Origin of the sequence: Burkholderia sp. AU4i (assembly GCF_000466765.1) — a bacterium.
Taxonomy (GTDB): Bacteria; Pseudomonadota; Gammaproteobacteria; order Burkholderiales; family Burkholderiaceae; genus Burkholderia; species Burkholderia cepacia.
The window spans coordinates 22,085-40,876 of record NZ_ASSI01000107.1 but is presented as its reverse complement, the minus strand read 5'-3'; the positions used below and the strand labels follow the sequence as shown (position 1 = coordinate 40,876).

Sequence of the window (18,792 nt, the reverse complement as noted above, 5' to 3'; positions counted from 1 at the left end):
CTTGTTTCCGTATCGCCTTCACGTACATTAGGGGGTAAGGAGATCGGAAACATGACCACCCTCTACCGAACCATTCTGTTTGCTGCGCTTGCCTGCTATGGCTGGTACTACAACACCAGCCTGAACGTGGACCATTCGTCACGCAGCGCCCAAGTTCACTTCGATTCGGCTCGTTCGCCGGCCCATGGAGGCGAATGATGAACGGCCGTTATCGTCAATCGAACCCTCTCGATACGCTCCTCGGCCTGGCGGTCATCGCACTTCTTGCGTTCGCGGTCCTGTCAGCGGTTGCATGGGCCTGGGAGACGTGGCAGCTGCTCACGTCGAACCAATCGACGCATGACGTGGTTCTTTACGGCCGAGTCGCGTCTGTCGTTATTGTGGTCCTCGGTCTTGCGGCTATTCGATTCTGGGCTATCGCTTACGTGGCAATCACTGTCTTTGCGTTTAGCTGGATCGCGCTGCTTTCGGGTCATGCGGATGCTGGGGAGTTCTGGGGGTTCGCAGGTTTTCTGCCGATTCTTTCAGTCTACCCGTGGCTTGCCCGGAAGTTCCCTGAGGCTGCTGATGAACGCGAGCGCGCCATGGTCGTGAACAATCCGCAGGAAACAGGTTCTACGCCGCTGCCGCATCTGCCGGTTGCGACTCCGCGAAAGACCCTTGATTCGCTCGTGGGGATGGAGGATCTGAAGGATCGCCTCCGCGGCGCCGTGTCGGATATTTTGGCGAAGCGCTCGGAGGGCGAGGACCCGCGCAACGGTATCCTCCTACACGGTGAGCCGGGGAATGGCAAAACGGAATTTGCGGAGTGCTTGGCCGGGGAATTCAAGCTTCCACTGATCAAGCTGCGAAACAGCGACGTGGCCAGCCGTTGGAAGAACCAGACGACGGAAAGCATCGTTCAGGCGTTTGCGGACGCGAAGGCGCACGCTCCGTGCATGCTCTTCATCGACGAAGCCGACAGTCTGCTCGTCGACCGGGCTGGGATGGCAGAGTCTGGCGGTGAGGAAGGGAAGATCACGAACGCACTGCTGACGGAGCTGGTGGACATCCGTGCGCATCGTGTCGTCGTGGTTGCTGCAACGAACTACCTCGACAAGCTTGATGCGGCCGGGATGCGGGAAGGACGCTTCGATTTCAAAATCGAAGTTCCGACGCCGGATGAACCTGCCCGTCTCGCACTTCTCGATGCCTCGCTCAAACGTTATGTGCCGTATGTGGAAATTCCGCAAGCGGCAGTGGAACGAGCAGCCAAGCGTTGGGTCGGCTATTCCAGCAAGCGCATCCAGTCGATAGGTGAGCAAATTCGGGAAGTGAAGCGGAAGACCAATCGGAATAGCTTTGACTTCGACGATTTGATGGCTGCGATGCGAGCTCTGCAAGGTCGCGCAGGCAAGATCCCGGAGAATACGAAAGGGCTGGACCAGATCATCCTATCTGTCCCGTCGAGCAAGCGTCTGAAGGCGATCGCAACCCGTATGTCCAAAATCAGCCAGATCGAGGAAATGGGCGGCAAAGCGCCGACAGGAATCGTGTTCTATGGTCCTCCGGGAACGGGAAAGACCGAAGCGGCACGTGCTCTGGCAAAGGCGACAGGATGGGCGTTCTTGCAGACCACAGGGAGTACGCTGATGGCTGATCCCTCATCGTGGGACAAACTGATCCGCGAGGCGAAGGACATTCGTCCGGTGATCGTGTTCTTGGATGAGGCCGACGATATTCTCCGGAACCGCCAGATGTCCAACGTCTCCGCCCTGACCAACAAAGTCCTGGTTTCGATGGACGGCGCGGCTGGCAAAACACCGGATATCGTTTTCGTCGCGGCCACGAACTTCGTGGACGATATCGATGAGGCTGCGATGCGTGGCGGCCGCTTTACCGAGAAGGTACGCTTCGAGTTGCCTGATCAAGTGGGTATCGAGACATTCGTCTCCGGCTGGCTGGAAAAACGAGGCATCGAGCCGTTGAACAGTTTCGTGGCTCGTGTGGTGGATGCCCTGAAAGGGGAGTCGATTGCAAACGTCGACGCAATCCTTCAGGAAGCTGTGAACCAGTGTGCCGTGAGGATGCTGGATGGCGAGGAAGCTAGTCTCACGGTCGACGACATTGTGGAGGCCCGAGAAACGATTTCTCGCAACTGATCGGAGGTCCTTTCACGATCGGGGCAGGCCCTGTTTCCACGGGCCTGCCTTTTCTTTTGGGGTTAGTCGAGGAGGAGTGTTACGGTCACCATCGGGTATCGGAGCAGTCCACCCGGGGAAAGAACCCCTTCTTAGGCGTTCTTTTAGAATGGTTGACCACTAAGCCCCCATGTTTTACTTCCTGCTAAGAAATCTCGGAGCGGGAAGCATGCTGTTCAATCGGAAAGAAAAACCAGTCGACGTACTGATGGCGGGAAATGCCGGGCCGGTCACGGCATACGACAAGGCCAAGCGCGAATTCTTCGAAATCATCGGTACAAGCCAGGCCAACTCGGCACGATGGTTCATCATCGCCGTGGTCATGGGTTTTGGCTTGGTTGTCATGGCCGCGGACTTCTATCGCCTCTTGCCACTCAAGACCATCGTTCCGTGGATGGTGCAGCCGCAGGCCGATGGTGCGGTTGCCAACGGGGGCGCTGTCTCCGCTGTGCAATTCACGCCGAATCGCAACATGCGCTCCTATTTTCTCAGGCATTGGGCAGAGAAGGCGCTCACCATCGACCAGTACACATCGCAGAAAGATCTAAAGGCCGCGCAGGCGCTTTGTCGAGGCGCGGCCGTCGGCGAGTTTGCCCAAATGATGAGGGACGACAACCCCTTCGGCAAATTGGCGCTCAACGCGCAGTACACACGCGTCGTTCACGTCAAGAGTGTTGACCCAGGCGAGAACGGCGTCGGCTTCATCTTCTTGACGACCGTGGCCGGTGGCGGTACGGGAGATCCGGATACGAAGCAATATCGGATTACGGTCCACTACGCGATCTCCCCGCCGAAGAGCGAGGAGGAAATTGCGAGCAATCCCGTCGGCCTCTACATTACCCACTTCGCCCGCGTCGAGGACTTTTAATGATGTCGTTCATTGTGAGAATTCTCGCCGCGATTCTGTTCCTCGCGGGTCCGCTGAGCGCCCACGCAGTGTTGATTGCAACTCCGCTGCCGGGTGACACTCGACTCGTTCGTTTCGACTTCGATCCGAACAACACGTATCAGATCCTCACTCGCCCCAAGGCTGTTACGGATATCCAACTGGAAGCCGGAGAGGTTGTGAAGGGCGTTGCCCTCGGCGATTCGTTCTCCTGGGACTGCGAAACAGGCGTTGCGGGCCACATTTTTATTCGGCCGAAGTACGACGATGTTGTGACGTCGGGCACGGTCGTTACAGATCGTCGCACGTATCAACTCATGCTGCGCTCGACGGAAGCGGATGTGGGCAAGTGGTACCAACGGGTTACGTGGGGATATCCCGGCACGTCGATGTTGCAACCGATCGCGACGACTGCTGCTCCCCAGGCGTCTGGTGTGGGGCCGACGGCAAGCGACCCGCTGACGCGCGGCGTCGACGTTGAACAGTTGAACTTCGACTATCGGATCAGCGGCAATGCTCCGTTCAAACCGGTCCAGGTAATCGACAACGGCACGTTTACGTGGATCCAGATGCCCGCAAACATCCAGGATTGGCCGGCAGTTTTCTGGGTTACGCCGGATAACCGTTATGCGGCACTCGATCCTGTTGTCGATGGGAAATACCTGAAGGTCACGAAGGTCATGCACAAGTTCCTGCTGAAGATCGGCAAGGAAGAAGTCGAGATCACGAACAACAAGGTCGCTCAATGACCAACAAGTCGATCATCGATCCGGAAGCCAACGACGGAGGCTTGCCCAAGAAGAACATGCACTGGAAGATTGTGCTTCTTCTTGGCGCGGTCGTCCTCGTGGCGGCTTATATCAAGTTCGGCGGAAAGAGCGTGCATCGACACGATTTCAATCCGACTCCTCCTCATGCTACCGAACTCGGTCCAGCGGCGGACCCTTCATCCATTGATAAGGACAAGGCAGCCGCGGAACAGAATGTCCAACTCGAGAAAATTCAGGAAGGCAAGCAGAAGGCTGATGCTCTGAAGAAGCAACAGGAGCTGCTAGCTGCTCAATCGGCGAATAGCGGACGGATGGGTGTGGCGCCGGCGCAAACGCCAGGAGCCGCATCTTCTACGGTGGGTTTGCCTCCTGCTGGCGCGTTGCCTCCGCTTCCACCGACGATGGCGGCGAATGGCGCGAGGGGCGGTCGGGGAGTGGCTGATCCAGACCGCGAGTCCATGATCAGAAACTCGCCCGTCTTGGTTAAATCGAATGCCAGTCAATCAGGTTCGGCTCAGGGGAATATGCCGCCGGGTTATGTCCCGCCTCAGATGAGCGACCTGCAGCGGAGTGAGCTCGCGAGTGCGTCGGACATGAGCAATATTCTGAAACACATGCCCGGAATGCAAAGCGGCAACAACCCGGGTGGGGGAGCTACAGCGAATACGCAATGGCTGACGGATTACAACTCGAAGCTATCGGACCACTCGGCTGAAACGGCGTATGCCCCACCGGCCAGGTACTACGTGCGCAGCAATACCCTCATCCAAGCGGTTACGACGCGAAAGGTGGATAGCGACCTCTCTGGCCCTATCGAGATGCGCGTAGTCAGCGATGTCTACGACTCGGTTACTGGCACACAGGTCATGATTCCGGCGGGTTCGTCGATCAGTGGCGGGAACAATGGGGATATCCGTCTTGGCCAGTCGCGGATTGAGGTTGCGGTGGGTCGTATCTGCCGTCCGGATGGTATTTGCGTGGACACGCCGAATTCACAAGGGGCCGATTCGGGCGGCGCGACGGGTCTGTCTGGGGACGTGAACAACCACATCCTGCAGATTTTTGCGACAGCCATCATCCCTGCTGCGATCGCATATGCTACGACGCCGAAGAACAGTGGCAATAACAACGTTTATGCGGGTAGCAGCTCACCGCTCAATGCCGCTGGCCAGATTATGGTCCAGACGTCTCAGACGGTGTTGAACCGCTACAACAACATTCCGCCGACGATTACCGTTCCTCCGGGTTCCCCCGTGAGTATCGTCCTCGGGAAAGATCTTGTGCTGCCGCCATACCATAGGTGAGATCGTGAAACTCAGTTTGAAATCTGTCGCGCAACTGCGCTTCCTCGCTATCGTGGTTTCGGGGCTGGCCATGACGGGATGTGCTACGGCGCCGCTGCCTGCAGCATCGAATCAGAACTACGACTTCGCATATCGAACCACAGGCGGTTCAGGCGTTCGGCCGAGTCAGGTGTTCGATGATGGTTCGAAGACCTATTTTCAGTTCCCTGTCGGGAAAACGGCGCCGGTGATTCAGCTCGACGATGCTGGATCTCGCAAGCTGCTCGAGCCCAATCAGGAAGGCATCTACTACACCGTGCCGTTCGTCGCGAATCGCTTTGTATTCCAACGAGGCCAAGAGACCGGGGTCGTAGAGTACGACGGTGCCAAGCCGCACGTCGTCGACCTGTCACGGGTGAATGAGCCTGGGACGGTGCCGGCATCGCACGTCGACGTGGACGGCCTGTATGCCATTACGCAGCGCAGTCGCCCGGTGTACGTGCATCAGGCAATGCAGGCGAATAGCTATGCAACGCCAGTCATTGGGGACAATGCTTCGTGGGCTACGGAACTTCCGACAGAAGACAAGTTCGACGTCCAGTTCAAGCGCGGCAGTTCGAAGCTTCTGGTTCCGAAGCGATCTGCGACGTCGGAGATTTTGTCGGCGGCGAAGAAGGCGAGCCGCGTTGTCATTATGGGGCGCGACGACGACAGCATGATGGAAACTCTGGCAGAGAATCGCGCGGGCGCGGTGCGGGACTGGCTCGTCAAAAATGGCGTTCCGCCGAGCGTGATCAATGTGACGGCTGATACCTCCGGTGCTGACGGGCTCGACGCCGAGATTCGCGTCTACAGCAAGCCGGCACAGGTTCCGGTGAACTACGCGTCGCCAGATTCGCCGGCGTTCAAGGCGGATGCAATCAAGGCGGATCTTCAAGCGGGTCTGATCTCTCGCGAGGAAGGGGCTCGACGTCTTGCATCGCTTGCCGGCTACGGGAATTCCAGCAATGGAGATAACTCGAGCGGAAGCGGCGGGATTTCCCTTCGCTCAACCTTGGCGGTATTCGCCGAGAAGGAGCACTACCAGCTCACCTGGGGCGTGGGTGTCGCGGACAAGAAGATCACCGTTCCGCCAGTTGATCGTGAGCCGGATTTTGATGCAAAGGTTGTCGATCTGGGTAAGGCGAGTGCGGCCGCATGCAATCTCGGGGTGGACAAGGAGGCCAAATTGATCTACGCGGAGCCGGATCTCAGTGGCCTGACGAAGATCAATGGGAAGGCCGGGATCGAGACGCTCAGCGAAGCCAATTCCGTCCTGACGGTGAAGCTGCGGACCTCGCCAAAAACGATGTACGCCGTCGATCGTGCCGATAACTCGGACATCTCCGTGAAGTGGACGGATCCGACCGCATTCACGATGCCCGTACGGGAAAAGATGGCGCTCACCCTGGACGGCAAGACACTGGATCTGACTCACGTGGGCGACAGCCGTTACGTGGTCGTGCTTCAACCCACTGCCGGGACTACTACGAAATGAAGAAATCGACTTTACTGCGGCGTGGGGCCGCTGCCGCTCTTGCCCTCGTAGTGCCGTTCGCGGCGGCGCAGGGGCATAAGAATCAAGCGTTCGTCCCCGGGGCGGCTGCCGTGGCCGCTGCTCCAGCATCCGGAGCTGCCGTCACCGTTGCCAATAATTCATCCGTCGCGACGGTAGTGGCTGGCGGTGATGCCGCGATTCCCCAAACGACGCAGGAGTTCGCGGTCCGAGCGAGCGATGAAAATTTCCGGAAACTGATCGCCCGCTGGGGGCGCGAGGCTGGGTGGAATTCTGAGTGGGATGTCGATCGGGACATCGACATCACAGGCGAGTACACGTGGCGGAACATGTCTTTTGTTGATGCCGTTCGGGCTACATTGAAAGCCACCGAGCGTGGCGACCTTGCCGTGCACGGCTGCTATTACGCGAATAACTGGGTGCAGGTGGTGCCTCTGACGACCCCGTGCAAAAGGTAGGAGTGTGCAGTCGCAGTTGTTGGACGAGGGCGCCGTTGGCGCCCTTTCGCATTTCTGGTCACCCGGTTGCCCGTAGTGATATCTCCAGTTGTGGAGACGTCATTCCGGCTGGAAAGGTGCCCGCAATAGGCGCTGTTTCTGCGTAGTTCTACCGTCTCGGGCGTGTTTTACTTTCTGCTAGGAAAAGGTAAAGGTCGGGCGTCGAACCGCCACTCCCTTGCAGGAGCATCGATACCGACGTGGCCTTAATGACGCCCTGGTCGACAAGACCGACGATACCAAGGTAGACCGATGAAACGTGAGATGAAATGCCTCGTGCTTGCGCCGCTTGTAGCCGCCCTGACTCTTTCGGGATGTGTGTCTCCCACTTTGGAGAGGGAGACGAAGGGAGCATCTGAGGACAACTCGAGGATCCAAGCGGAATCACGGCAGAAACTCTTCGATCAAATCGCGAACTCGGAACAAGTCCGTGTGCGAGACGAGATGATTGATACGCCATTTCTCGCTGGGAAGGCAGTCGCGTTGAGTCGCGATGTCGTGCTCCCGCGCGCACTGCAGAAGAATGTCAATACGGACATGATGTTCCCCGGCCGGCGTGTGTCGCTTCCGGTGGCCGCGGAGCGGATTACTTTGTCGACGGGTATCCCGGTCAAAATCGACAGCGACGTCTATCTGCCGGCGTCAGCCCTACTGCCGAGAGGCCAATCGAGTGAGGACCTCAAGACTGCCGGGGTCGGACAGGGCGCGGGCGTGGCGCCGGCGGCACCTCTGCCGACGGCGGCAAAGGGAGTGCTTCCGCCGATTCCCACGACGGGGGAGGGCTTGGGTGGGTTGCAAGGATACTCGGGCTCTGCATCGATCGATACGCCGATGGACGTACAGTTCGAACCGGGTGAGATGGCATTGTCGCGCACCCTCGACCTCATCGCGACCCGGCTCGGAATCAACTGGAAATACGACGACCAGAAAGGCGTGATCCGTTTCTACCGGATGGTCACGAAGACGTGGTTGCTGCCGATCAAACCCGGATCGATGTCCTATACGACGGCGTTCAACGGGTCGACACAACAGTCGAACAATACGAACGCGCTGAATACGCAGTCGCAGCAGCAGGACTCGCCGATCAAGAGTGAAGCGACAAACATCAGCGAGGTGAATTCGGTCAAGGCGTCGATCCAGACGATCATGACCCGCGCTGGCTCGATCTCGGCGGATCCTGCGATTGGCTCGATCACACTCACGGATACAAAAGAGGCGGTCGACAAAGCAGAAGAAATCATCAAATTCCAGACGCAAATTCTGTCGAAGATGGTGCTGGTGCGGCTCCAGATGATCCAGGTGCACACAACTGACACCGGTCAGGCAGCGGTAGACTGGAACGCCGTGATGACGAAGGCCCTGCAAAGCATTCCAGGATTCCAATTGTCGTCAATTTCACCCGTTTCGCTTATCGGTCAAAACGGCGTCAACAACGCGGGGCAGTTCGGACTGAGCATTACGAGTGGTGCGTTCAAGGGTACGACGGCCATCGTTCAGGCGCTTCAGGAAATCGGGCGGGTATCGACGTCCACCGAGATCCCGCTGTCGATTCAGAACCGGCATGGCATGTACTACAACGTACGCCAGACGTTCTCGTACGTGTCCGCGACGACGCCCGCAACGTCCACCGCCGGTGGAACGGGTGGGATCCCGGGTATCACGACATCGCAGGATCAGGTCGGATTCAAACTGATGCTGTATCCGAGCGTAACCGCCCATAACTCGATCAATTTGACGGTGTCGATCGACCAGTCGACGCTGCAGTCACTGCAGACCTTCACCTCGGGATCGGGATCAAATCAGCAGTCGGTCCAACTTCCGAACACAAGCGGCGAGGGCGCTACCGTCGACGCGATTGTACGCAACGGCGGAACGCTCATTTTGACGGGCTTCGAGCAAAAGACGAATCAGTTCGATCGACGCGGTCTCGCACCGAACGTTCCGTTGATCGCTGGTGGCTCCAAGACTGCAGATTCTGAACGTGTGACCACCATCATCATTCTGTCTGCCGCTGTTCAGGACGCTGACTCATGATTATTGACGTCAACGGGAAAAAGGTTGCATTCGGACTCGCGTGGAAGCGCCTGGTTGGCGGTGGTACACCCGAGTCGATGGCGATCTCGCGGGCCCGAGAACATAAGTCGGTGCTGATCTGGACTGACGACGAAGCCCTGCAAGTCGGATTGCTGCCCGCTGCGGACCTGACCGAGAAGGACGTTGGCGCGGTCAAGGTTCCGGTGTTCGCGGCGGCAAAGATCGTTTCGCGGATCCCGGGACTCAAGAAGAACGTGCTGCTTGCGTTGAACAATCCCAACAAGACCGGGACCTTCATCCTGGTTGGGATCTACAAAGGCAAGCCGCGTGACAAATTCGACCTCGCCGACATCTCGGGCGAAATCCTTGAGCAAAAGGTCGCCGAGTATCGGGATCTGCTGAAGAACGAACCGTTCGATCTGATCGGCGACGTTCGCGGGATTGAAGGAATCTATTCCACGCCGATTGGGGTATTGGCCGAGCACGCGGACGAAGGCAGTGCAATGCACCGCCCCAAGGCCCAGCTACCCGTTCGGAAGGTGGGAATCGCGGTTGGCATTGTGCTCGCGTGCTTTCTAATCGCCAAAGTGGCATCCCCGGTGATTATGAAGAAATGGCGGGATTATCACGACCCCAAGCAACCCAATCCGCAAAAGCTGTACGACGACGTTATCGCGCAAGCGCGTTTGACACCGAGTCTCAAAGCAACGGACCTTGGCCCTTGGTATCAATGGTTCCGCGAGCTTCCGTGGGATGTCGGCGGATGGCGTTTAGCTGGCACCTCGTGCTCGTTCACGCCGTCGGCGTTAATGGTTTGCGCTGTCGACTACAAGCGTGCGTTGACGCAAGGTACGTATAAGACATTTGTCGCGGCGTTGCCTGAACAGTGGAAGCACGCCTATAAGTTTGATCAGGACGTCGCACACGTGCAGGTTACGTCACCAATCGGACTTGTTGGAAAGGTTGGCCAGTTCCTCGATCAGGCGCCAACTGAAAACGCCGTGACGATGGATTTCGGTTCTCAGCTTCAGGGTTATCAGGTGGCGGGGAAGTTCACGATCACGCCATTCGGACTGTTCGGTGCAGATGGAATCGACGCGAGTTCGTTGCAGAACACATACAAAGTCGCAACTTGGACCATGGATGGACCGGTCCGCGATTTTGAACTGCTTGGACAGTTTCCACCGTATGCGTTGGTCTCGTCTATTTCTGTAGTGGTGCAGTCTGACCCGCAGTCGACGATTGACAACTCAATGTTCAAGGCAACTGTTAAAGGCCAAGTGCTGATCAGGGGATAGGAATATGAAGGTCGTGCGTGTTTTTGCGGGTTTGATACTCTCTTTGGCATGGTCTGCTGGACATGCAGCCGGCCCTTCGGTCAACGATTTGATCGAGGCGGAGGCAACGAAGACACTAAAGTCGCTTACTGAGAGCGACAAGAGCACTCCGACGCCGCCCGCTCTTTTGCCGACGCAACAACAGTCGCCGGCACTGCCGGCCGCACCAATCCCTGCCGCGTCTGACGCTGATGCAGGCAAGCCCAAGCATCGCGATGGACTGTTTGCTCGTTTCGGAGTTGTCCCGAATCTCTCGGGGTACTTGATGTGGAACGACGTGATCTATCAGGTCACGGTAGGCAAAAAGATTAAAGGTTATACGGTCGTCGCGATTGACACGGATGGAGCCAATTTGCGATCGCCGAAGGGAAAGATCAAGCACTTCGAATCGTTGGTCGACGAAGGTTTCGACAACGGCAATGACAAGCCTTCGCAGCAACAAGCCCAAATGACAGGCAGTCCGGGTTTCGCAACCTCGCCGTTGCCTCCGTCTATGCCCACCATGATGCCTGGTCCCCGAGTCGGCGGAGTCAACGGAGTTCGCTAATGCTTAGTCGCTTTCTGAACAACAAATCCGATTCGAACGTTCTGCAACGAGAGTCGTCGAGAGGTGATGTGATTGACGTCGTCGAGAACGGTGGGGGTTGGGTTCCTCCTTCCTCTAAACCGACCGGTGCCGTTGTGGTGGATATTGCTGGAGACCAGCACGCTCTGGGTAGGGAGGTGCGGAGAGACGAGCCGGGCCCGGGGGGTGATGCGGTCGAGATCATTACAACGGTTGACGCACTTCCGCTTTTCACGCGGAAAATGTACGACGATGACCTGGTACAGATGCCTCCCTCCATGCGGCAAAACATTTGCCCAGTGGAGGTGGTGCCTCCAAACTCGGAGGGCGGCAAGAAGCACGGCGAGTACGCGATCATCCTGACCAAAGAGATGCTCAACGATGACTACGTCGATGAGCTGGTAGCGCATCTGGCCGTCAAGTGGGATCTGGTGGCGGAGGGTTACTATGTTGCGTCTGACCAGGTGCTGATTGATCTTGCGCGTGACAAGGTGATGGAGAATCGCCGTCGCAAAACGCTCAGCGTGTCCTTGGAACAGAAGAATGCAAGCACGCTCTATCGTCAGTTCGAGTTGATGGCTGAGTTCGCGATGGCGAATGAGGTCTCGGATCTTCATATCGACATGAACCGACGGCTCGCGAAGTCGCAGGTGTCGTTCCGCATTCACGGGAAGCTGGTACACCCTCCGGAGTTCCTGATTGATACGCACACGCTGTTGGACATGGTTGCGTATCTATACAACAACAAGTCCCAAAACGGGTCTCAGAACTCTTACAACGAGAATCTTCCTCAGCAGTGCCAATTGCAATTGAGGGTAAGGGATCGCGACTTGCTGTTTCGTTGGGCTTCTGGACGTACAGCCTTGGGAAGTGTCGTTGTTCTGCGGATGCTTTACCAGGACGACATGCAGAGCATTAAAACGCTCGAGCAACTGGGGTATTTCGAACAACAAGTCTGGATGTGGCGCAACGCGATAAGCAGACACAAGGGGGGCATCTCGGTGGCCGGCATTGTGGGCTCGGGAAAGTCCACCACGATGCAAACCAACATGGCGAACCTCCCGGATACGATGGCGAAGTACACCGTAGAGGACCCAGTCGAGTATTTGATCCCAGGTGTGCGCCAGTTCAACGTGTCGCGGTCGCTTACTGACACTCAGGAAGACTCGTTCATTGCTTGGAAGCGACAGCTGAAGCGGATGGACCCGAGCGCGGTGCTCATCGGCGAGTGCCGAGATCTGGACAGCGCCTCGATGTTCAGAGACATCGTGGAATCCGGTCATTTGGGTTTCACGACTGTCCACGCGCCTTCTCACGTCGGCAGTATCGATCGCTTTTGCTCGAGCGAGCTGGGAATCCCTCGAGAGGTGATGGCAACTCCAGGATTTATGAATTTGCTCGTCTATCAAGCACTGGTGCCGATCAACTGCGAGTGTTGTCAGGACTTTCCGGCCCGGCAACATGCCGAGGCGTCGTATCTGAACAGAATCGAGCGGCTTTTCGACCTTGACGTCGACGGCATCTACCTGACAAACAAGTCTGGTTGCCCGAAGTGCAGCAAGCCTGGTTTGGCCGAGTTGAATGGTATCGCTGGACGGAAGGTCGTTGCGGAGATGCTCGAGTTGGACACGTACATGCTGGATATGATTCGAAATCACAAGAATATGGATCTCATCCAGTACGTGAACCAACTTCGTGTGGCGAAATTTTCGGAGGAGGATTCAAGCGGGAAGTCGGCGATGGAAGTTGCGATGTACCGGTGCTCCCGGGGCCAAGTTTCACCGTACGAAATCGAGGAGAAATTTGGCACCTTTGAGCAGTACGAGAACGAGCAGCGACGCTTTGGGCTCGGCAAGTTTGCAACGGGTGGTGAGCGATTCGGGACCGCAGAGAAACCCCACTAATCCGTCATTTTTTGAGGCCTCTTGTAAATGAATTCGATATTGGAGCGGTTGTCGTTCGGTCGAGCGAAAAGCGGCGACAACCCTACGGCAGGGCGCGGGCTCTTTCTCGCCATATATGAGTTCAAGCAACGGCGGGGGGAGTTTTACTCAGACCTTGCCGGGCTTATGGCGGCGCAACCAGGGAAAAACATTCGTGAACTTCTTGAGCCGTACGTTGAGCGGTACGGCTCTATGCCGGAAGGAAAGCTTGCGGCGTACTGGTTGCAACGGATGGACGAAGATGTAGCGACATTCTCTGAAGCGCTCGTCGGAACAGTGCCGTCGGAAGATCTGACCGTGCTGGCCTTTGCTGAGCGAGCGGGGGATCTCAAGGTCGGCCTCGAACAGTTGTCGGAGAACATCCGCGGTATGGAAGAGGCGAAGAAAGTTGCGCGGACCGTGCTCTTCACTGCGGTAGCCGCAGTCGTGATTTTCCACATTTTCCTTGCCGTTGAGGGATTCGTATTGATGCCCCGCACGCTCAAGTCTATCGGGGGAATGATTCCGCCAGAACACTGGGGCCCGGTCGGGAAGATGTTTTACGGACTCGGGGAAGTTGTCCGAGGGTGGGGTTGGGCGCTGATCCTGCTGGAGGTGTTCGTCTTCGGGTGGGTGAAGTGGTCCTTTCCGAACTATGTCGGGCGATTCCGGCCGTGGCTAGATCGGCACTTCCTTCCGTATCAGTTTTATCGCGACTTTCGAGGTGCGGCTTTCCTTTCGTCGCTGGGTGCCGGGACCGTCAGGGTTGGCACGCAGGTCCAGACGGTGCCGGATGTGCTGGAAAAGATGGAGGCTGAAGCCTATCCGTGGCTGAAATGGCATATCAAGCGAATCCTGAATAATTTTGAGCACGAGCCGAATTCAAAGGGCGAGGCGTTCAACACTGGAATCGTCAACGACCGGGCGTATTACCGGATCGTCGATATCGCGGAATATAGCGATATGTCCACAATGCTTTCGAAGGTCGGAGAGATCGTCAGAAAGGCTGCGCCGGCGGAGATGGAAAAGAAAGCAACCATCGTCCGGTACCTCGTCGTCATGATCGTCATCGTGATGATGCTGGGTATGTACTTCGGCACGTTCAAGATGTCGGACGAATTCAAGGCAATTATCCAGCTCAATATGATGATGCGCGGCTAACGGGCTTGCGGTTTCTTTGGGCATGAAAGATCCCCTGGATAGCGGTTGTTTCGAAGTTTCGCCTCGTGTGGTGGGGTGCTGTAATCAGGTCAACGTCCAGTTTGGGCGAATGCCTTGCGTGGATGAGCGCCCATAGGGTAGTTCAGTCCTGGCAAGAGAGGGTGAATGGATACTTTTTGAGGAGCATGAGAATCGTGGAAAAGCGGGAAATCAACATGGCGCAGGGCGATGCGGACACTTCGGTCTATGACCTGAAGGTGCGGAAGGATAGTCGGAGTGCCGAGGCGCAACGTGGAAGCGTGCTGATCGAGTATGGCCTTTACCTGCTCGTCGCGCTCATCGCAGTTGTCGGCCTGTACGCGTATTTCAACTCGAACAGTGTCGGCGAGCAGACCAACCAACTGGGCCAGGATCTGACGTCGCTTGCGGGAAAGGTGAAATCCTCGTATTCGGGCCAGTATGCGAACGTTACGAACGGCAACCTCGACACGGGTGGCTTCTTCAAGAACCTGGTCTCGATGTCGGATAACGCGGGGGTCGTGACCACGGCCCCCGGCGGCGGTCAACTTACCGTTACCTCCGGCACCCTTAACGTTGCAGGGGATTCGGTGCAGTACAAGGTCACGAACCTGCCGGATTCGGCCTGTCAGCCCATCTTGTCGGCAATTCAACGTGGGGCTGCGAAGATCACCATCAATGCGACGGTCATCAAATCGCCGACGGTGACGTTCAACCCGGCGAACATGACGTGCACCGGGGATGCGAATACCCTTACCTTCCTGATGAGCTGATCGATCCGGCTCGGGGTAGGAGTATGGCAAGGCGCCCACGGGCGCCTTTTTTTATGAGAGGTCTACTACTCTCGGTATTGGAAACTTGCAAGCTTGTGCGGCTTGAAATGTGATCGTTCCGCAAGCATCGTAGGCTATACTTCCTAGTGGGAAATTATTCGGCGAACGCCGACGCCCGATTGCGTGAGGGCGGTCTTTGTCAAGGGGCTTCCATGGGCAAGATACTGAGTTTCAACAGCTTCGACCGTCCTCCGGCGGGGAGGGGACGTCATGGTCTGTCGCTGCGTCGGAGGAAACTCGGGCAACGCGGATCGATGCTCATTGACACCGCGCTCGCTCTTACCGTTGCGACAATCGCTCTGACTGGGCAGATGGCGCAGACGTCCGAAGTCGTCGATGAGTCCATTGCGAAGGCAACGGGGCAATGGGCTGTCGAATACCAGGGGGGGCTCAACGGTTACTACAGCACAAACGGCCAGGCGATTATGGCCAACCAGGGCGTTGCAGGTGTGGCCAACCCCTATGCGCCGACTATCCCGGAACTAATCAATCTGGGCTATTTGCCGCAGGGCTTTGGTACGAAGGCGCCGAACGGCCAAGTTTTCACCTCGAACGTTACCCAGGTTTGTCCCGGGGGAAACTGCACGCTGGCTGGGTATGTGTATTCATCGACCCCATACAAGGACGGCACCGGGGCTGTACGAAACGATCTGGCCGGGATTGCCATGCAGGCCGCGGGCGCGGATGCCGGTATGACGCCACCTGGACAAGCGGGTCAGTTGGTCGGAACCGGGAACGGGTGGCAGACACCGATGGCTGGTGTTCAGGTTGGTACTTTGGCGATGCGCGTCGGTTCTTATTCGGCAACGGATGCGATATTGAGCCAGTTTTACATGCTTAATGGCTCGCGCGCCCTGACTGGCGCGATGAACGCAAACGGCCAGAACATCAACAACGCTGCTTCAGTCTATACACAGCACGTTGGCGTCAATGAGGGGGGAGCCGGTGCTGGCATTATCGGGTTGGCGAAGCAAGCGTTGTATGGGGACTCTAGCAACATTGTTCTTCAGAGCAGCGGTACTGTGTACACGCGAAGTGCGAATTGGACGCGAGCTGCGGATTTCCAGGCACAAAATATTTATGCCTGGCAGGGTGGTGTTACCGCCGACGGAAACGTGACATTAAATACCAGCGGCGCACAGATAACGGACCCGGGTCGATTGCACGTCAACGCTGGCGAGAATCTTTACCTGCAACCCTGGTCCGGTGGCTCGACTATCGTCGGCGGTGGTGGCGGCAGCGGCAATCTGCAGGTGACTGGTACGACGTGGATGTATGGCCCGACGGTCAACCAAGGCTATACATACCTCAACGGCGGCGGCGTGGTGAATAGCTCGCTGTCGATGGCAGCAACAGCTTGGTCAGGTTGGGGCTGTTCCGGTACCGGGATTACGACCGATCCAAACGGAGACTTGTTGTCGTGTAAATCCGGCGTGTGGCAGCAGGTGGGTTCGTCGGGTACTAACAACTACGTTTCGATGGACATCGGCAACGGCGGTTGGTTTGGGATACCCGGAAACACGAAGCGCGTCGATGGATGGGTATTCGTTCAGTGGACTGGCAGCAACGCGGGTGTGGCTCAGTTCATCGTCCGTGATGCAGCGGGGAACATCCAGAATTACTTCTATGCTGGCGACAACGGCTGGAACGACGGCGGAAGTGGTTCTCAATGGTGGCTTCCCGTCTCGATTCCTGTCGCTTCGAATTCGGCGTCGATTCAGATGGTGCAAATCAACGGCAGTAATACGCTTACCTGGCACGTCGCGAGCTATACCCAGTAATCCCTTTGCCCCGGGAAGAGACCCCCGGGGCAAAGCGGCCAACGATCTATCCTCACCACCTTTCCCCCCAAGAAGACAGAGAGCCGTCTAAGCGCGGACTCTTCGTTTATCTAAATCCCACCGGCGAACCTGTCGCAACGCAAGTTGTTTCTGCGCTCGTGCCGTCGTTGGAAACACGACATCGATTGGAAGAACGTTATCAGCAGCCTGAGAGAAACGTTCGACCTGACCCAAACTGCTCTCCGTGATCACATCTGCCACCAAACTGTGTGAGCGCGGATGGAGAAGGGGATTTAGACAACGAAGTGTTGAACGCTTGGCGGTCGCAGGCACATGCCGTCGCGACCCCAAAAAGCTTGAATGGCTGATTCAGCGGTCAGCGTCGCTGAAGTCAGAAGCAGTATGCCTTGCCTCACCGTTCAGCCTAGCCCATTGCATGAGCCGGCGGTGGGTGATCGCTTTGGGGGCCGGTCGGCAGCTGTCGGTGACGAGCGCAAAGGGCGCTCCCGCCTCGCGCATCTCTGGACTGCCGAGCGAGGATCGTAAGTCGCCGTGCCACACGTATTGCGTGGCTTGCCTGGTAGGTGCGGCAATCTCGGGAGGGTTTGGGACTGAACTTGTGAGGAAACTGCGAGTTCAGCGAGGGGAAACCAGTCCCCACGACGCCAGAATTCCTTGGATCGCGCGGGCATATTGGTCCCGCTGTCGTGGAGTCTCTGAATGATAAGAACCGATGGCGGCCCACGTATTGCCGTACTTGACCATTTTTTGCTTTAGATGCCAAGCGGCGACATAGATGTTGACGCACTGGTCCCTCAAGGACGACGGGCTTACACCATACGCCTCGAGCTCCGGGAAGTGAATTGAGTTGATCTGCAATTCACCCACGTCAATTGAGCCGTTGGAGTTGCGGTGGACGGCTGTGGGGTCGCCTTTGGACTCGTACCACGCGATTGCCCGAAGAATGTTCGGGTTCACCGATTGATAGGTACCGGCGTCATCAAAGCAATCTGCCAGGGCGGGTTGTGCTGCGGTCAGCAGCACGAGAGCCACCCCGGCCATCAGCCCCGTAAGCCGACGGCGGATGCGAAGGCTTGTGTGCAAAGCGAGCTCCTCGAGAGGGTGTTGGACCGAATACCGCGGCCGCGCGAGTTGTCGGAGTCCGACGGGTCGATGTCGTACTTCGAGGCAACCTTGGACAGCTTGGCGTTGAGGCTGTCGAGCGTGACCAGCAGGCGGTTGAGGCGAACCAGCAGCCACGCGAGCGCCGGCGACAGGTTCGTGCCGGACATCGCGGCCGAGTAGGTGTCGACCACATCACCGTTTTGCTCGACCAGTCCGTTTTTCACGCCTTCCATACGCAGGAACAGGTCGTAAAGATCGGCCCGGCCGTCACCGGTGCCGCGCAGTTGGGCCGGGACGCTCCGGCGATCGAATTGCGCGTATTCGCACATGTATTGGTTGGTCACGCTCATGGTTATCTCCTTGATAGGTCTTACAGGAGTCAATGTACCGACGTGCGTTTCTGTTTCTAGCCCTGTTGTGTTAATCGGGTAGCCACGCGAGCGCGGCTTGGGATTCGTCCACCACAAGCCCCCCAGCCGTTTCGGATGGGGAGGGGACGGCCGATGGCGGATCGGGTTGCGGTGCAGCTGAGACTGGGACAGCGGTTTTCCGAGCATCAACGCTTTGGGGCGCGCTCTGTCGCTCAGCGGATGATGCCGGCGTTTGATCCGCCGGAATCGTCGCCACCGCGACTGCATTTCGCGAATGAACCAGCTTGACGATATCTGCAACCGATTTGATCGGCCCGTGCAGGTCCTCAAGGTGAGCGCCGAGCTCGGCCAGGCGAAGAAGCTCGATATTTGCATCCGAGCCTTCCTCAAGGCGTTCCATATGGCGGAGAACGGCGTGATGCGCGGGAACCGTGATCCGAAGTCGCATGGCGGAAGGAGGGCGTGCCATGGTCG

17 protein-coding genes are annotated in these 18,792 nt (G+C 57.4%); 14 read left to right on the top strand and 3 right to left on the bottom strand.

The annotated features are described in order from the left end of the window. The first annotated feature begins 51 nt into the window (after positions 1–51). The 14 genes from L810_RS47485 to L810_RS24450 all read left to right on the top strand — a co-directional run bounded on the left by L810_RS47485 (position 52) and on the right by L810_RS24450 (position 16,822). Positions 52–198, top strand: a complete 147-nt coding sequence (locus L810_RS47485; protein ID WP_155836362.1) for a hypothetical protein — start codon at positions 52–54, stop codon at positions 196–198. Then, the gene (locus tag L810_RS24510; protein WP_042976046.1) at positions 198–2,141 is read left to right on the top strand and encodes an AAA family ATPase; all 1,944 of its coding nucleotides are present in this window, start codon (positions 198–200) and stop codon (positions 2,139–2,141) included. The genes L810_RS47485 and L810_RS24510 overlap by 1 nt, the downstream gene beginning before the upstream one ends. Before the next feature lie 208 nt (positions 2,142–2,349). Beyond that, entirely contained in the window at positions 2,350–3,048 is a 699-nt protein-coding gene (locus L810_RS24505) for a type IV secretion system protein (protein ID WP_021161006.1), read from the top strand. Beyond that, complete coding sequence (locus L810_RS24500) at positions 3,048–3,815, top strand: TrbG/VirB9 family P-type conjugative transfer protein (RefSeq protein WP_042975967.1); 768 nt, start codon at positions 3,048–3,050, stop codon at positions 3,813–3,815. The genes L810_RS24505 and L810_RS24500 overlap by 1 nt, the downstream gene beginning before the upstream one ends. Then, entirely contained in the window at positions 3,812–5,140 is a 1,329-nt protein-coding gene (locus L810_RS24495; protein WP_042975965.1) for a TrbI/VirB10 family protein, read from the top strand. Before L810_RS24500 ends, L810_RS24495 begins: the two co-directional genes overlap by 4 nt. A 4-nt stretch (positions 5,141–5,144) precedes the next feature. Continuing rightward, the gene (locus L810_RS24490; RefSeq protein ID WP_021161003.1) at positions 5,145–6,656 is read left to right on the top strand and encodes a TrbG/VirB9 family P-type conjugative transfer protein; all 1,512 of its coding nucleotides are present in this window, start codon (positions 5,145–5,147) and stop codon (positions 6,654–6,656) included. Then, positions 6,653–7,132 (top strand): TcpQ domain-containing protein, encoded by a 480-nt coding sequence (locus L810_RS24485; RefSeq protein WP_042975962.1) that lies wholly within the window; start codon positions 6,653–6,655, stop codon positions 7,130–7,132. Before L810_RS24490 ends, L810_RS24485 begins: the two co-directional genes overlap by 4 nt. Before the next feature lie 483 nt (positions 7,133–7,615). Continuing rightward, a complete protein-coding gene (locus L810_RS24480; protein WP_242610643.1) occupies positions 7,616–9,205 on the top strand; it encodes a type II secretion system protein GspD in 1,590 nt (529 codons plus the stop codon). Next, on the top strand, positions 9,202–10,503 hold the full coding sequence (locus L810_RS24475; protein ID WP_021161001.1) for a hypothetical protein: 1,302 nt from the start codon (positions 9,202–9,204) through the stop codon (positions 10,501–10,503). The genes L810_RS24480 and L810_RS24475 overlap by 4 nt, the downstream gene beginning before the upstream one ends. Positions 10,504–10,507: 4 nt before the next feature. Next, entirely contained in the window at positions 10,508–11,089 is a 582-nt protein-coding gene (locus L810_RS24470) for a hypothetical protein (RefSeq protein ID WP_042975960.1), read from the top strand. 68 nt (positions 11,090–11,157) lie between these two features. Further along, on the top strand, positions 11,158–13,011 hold the full coding sequence (locus tag L810_RS24465; RefSeq protein ID WP_257008959.1) for an ATPase, T2SS/T4P/T4SS family: 1,854 nt from the start codon (positions 11,158–11,160) through the stop codon (positions 13,009–13,011). Positions 13,012–13,038: 27 nt separating this feature from the next. Next, positions 13,039–14,190: a hypothetical protein gene (locus L810_RS24460; protein ID WP_042975957.1), complete on the top strand. Its 1,152-nt coding sequence runs from the start codon at positions 13,039–13,041 to the stop codon at positions 14,188–14,190. A gap of 194 nt (positions 14,191–14,384) precedes the next feature. Continuing rightward, positions 14,385–14,981: a type 4 pilus major pilin gene (locus L810_RS24455; RefSeq protein WP_021160998.1), complete on the top strand. Its 597-nt coding sequence runs from the start codon at positions 14,385–14,387 to the stop codon at positions 14,979–14,981. Between the two features lie 212 nt (positions 14,982–15,193). Next, positions 15,194–16,822, top strand: a complete 1,629-nt coding sequence (locus L810_RS24450) for a hypothetical protein (RefSeq protein ID WP_155836360.1) — start codon at positions 15,194–15,196, stop codon at positions 16,820–16,822. Positions 16,823–17,458: 636 nt separating this feature from the next. Here L810_RS24450 and L810_RS24445 read toward each other — a convergent pair. From L810_RS24445 to L810_RS47480, 3 genes are all read right to left on the bottom strand, one after another. Further along, a complete protein-coding gene (locus L810_RS24445) occupies positions 17,459–17,884 on the bottom strand; it encodes a lytic transglycosylase domain-containing protein (RefSeq protein ID WP_051392310.1) in 426 nt (141 codons plus the stop codon). Beyond that, on the bottom strand, positions 17,884–18,297 hold the full coding sequence (locus L810_RS24440; protein WP_021160996.1) for a hypothetical protein: 414 nt from the start codon (positions 18,295–18,297) through the stop codon (positions 17,884–17,886). The genes L810_RS24445 and L810_RS24440 overlap by 1 nt, the downstream gene beginning before the upstream one ends. 70 nt (positions 18,298–18,367) lie before the next feature. Further along, the gene (locus L810_RS47480; protein WP_143262273.1) at positions 18,368–18,787 is read right to left on the bottom strand and encodes a hypothetical protein; all 420 of its coding nucleotides are present in this window, start codon (positions 18,785–18,787) and stop codon (positions 18,368–18,370) included. Between the last annotated feature and the right edge of the window lie 5 nt (positions 18,788–18,792).

Excerpts from the sequence above, each read along its gene's own strand:
- L810_RS24480 (WP_242610643.1), top strand. The coding sequence starts at position 7,616 with ATGATTGATACGCCATTTCTCGCTGGGAAGGCAGTCGCGTTGAGTCGC.
- L810_RS24440 (WP_021160996.1), bottom strand. The coding sequence starts at position 18,297 with ATGAGCGTGACCAACCAATACATGTGCGAATACGCGCAATTCGATCGC.
- L810_RS47485 (WP_155836362.1), top strand. The coding sequence starts at position 52 with ATGACCACCCTCTACCGAACCATTCTGTTTGCTGCGCTTGCCTGCTAT.
- L810_RS24460 (WP_042975957.1), top strand. The coding sequence starts at position 13,039 with ATGAATTCGATATTGGAGCGGTTGTCGTTCGGTCGAGCGAAAAGCGGC.
- L810_RS24445 (WP_051392310.1), bottom strand. The coding sequence starts at position 17,884 with ATGGCCGGGGTGGCTCTCGTGCTGCTGACCGCAGCACAACCCGCCCTG.
- L810_RS24485 (WP_042975962.1), top strand. The coding sequence starts at position 6,653 with ATGAAGAAATCGACTTTACTGCGGCGTGGGGCCGCTGCCGCTCTTGCC.
- L810_RS47480 (WP_143262273.1), bottom strand. The coding sequence starts at position 18,787 with ATGGCACGCCCTCCTTCCGCCATGCGACTTCGGATCACGGTTCCCGCG.
- L810_RS24500 (WP_042975967.1), top strand. The coding sequence starts at position 3,048 with ATGATGTCGTTCATTGTGAGAATTCTCGCCGCGATTCTGTTCCTCGCG.
- L810_RS24475 (WP_021161001.1), top strand. The coding sequence starts at position 9,202 with ATGATTATTGACGTCAACGGGAAAAAGGTTGCATTCGGACTCGCGTGG.
- L810_RS24495 (WP_042975965.1), top strand. The coding sequence starts at position 3,812 with ATGACCAACAAGTCGATCATCGATCCGGAAGCCAACGACGGAGGCTTG.
- L810_RS24505 (WP_021161006.1), top strand. The coding sequence starts at position 2,350 with ATGCTGTTCAATCGGAAAGAAAAACCAGTCGACGTACTGATGGCGGGA.
- L810_RS24510 (WP_042976046.1), top strand. The coding sequence starts at position 198 with ATGAACGGCCGTTATCGTCAATCGAACCCTCTCGATACGCTCCTCGGC.
- L810_RS24450 (WP_155836360.1), top strand. The coding sequence starts at position 15,194 with ATGGGCAAGATACTGAGTTTCAACAGCTTCGACCGTCCTCCGGCGGGG.
- L810_RS24470 (WP_042975960.1), top strand. The coding sequence starts at position 10,508 with ATGAAGGTCGTGCGTGTTTTTGCGGGTTTGATACTCTCTTTGGCATGG.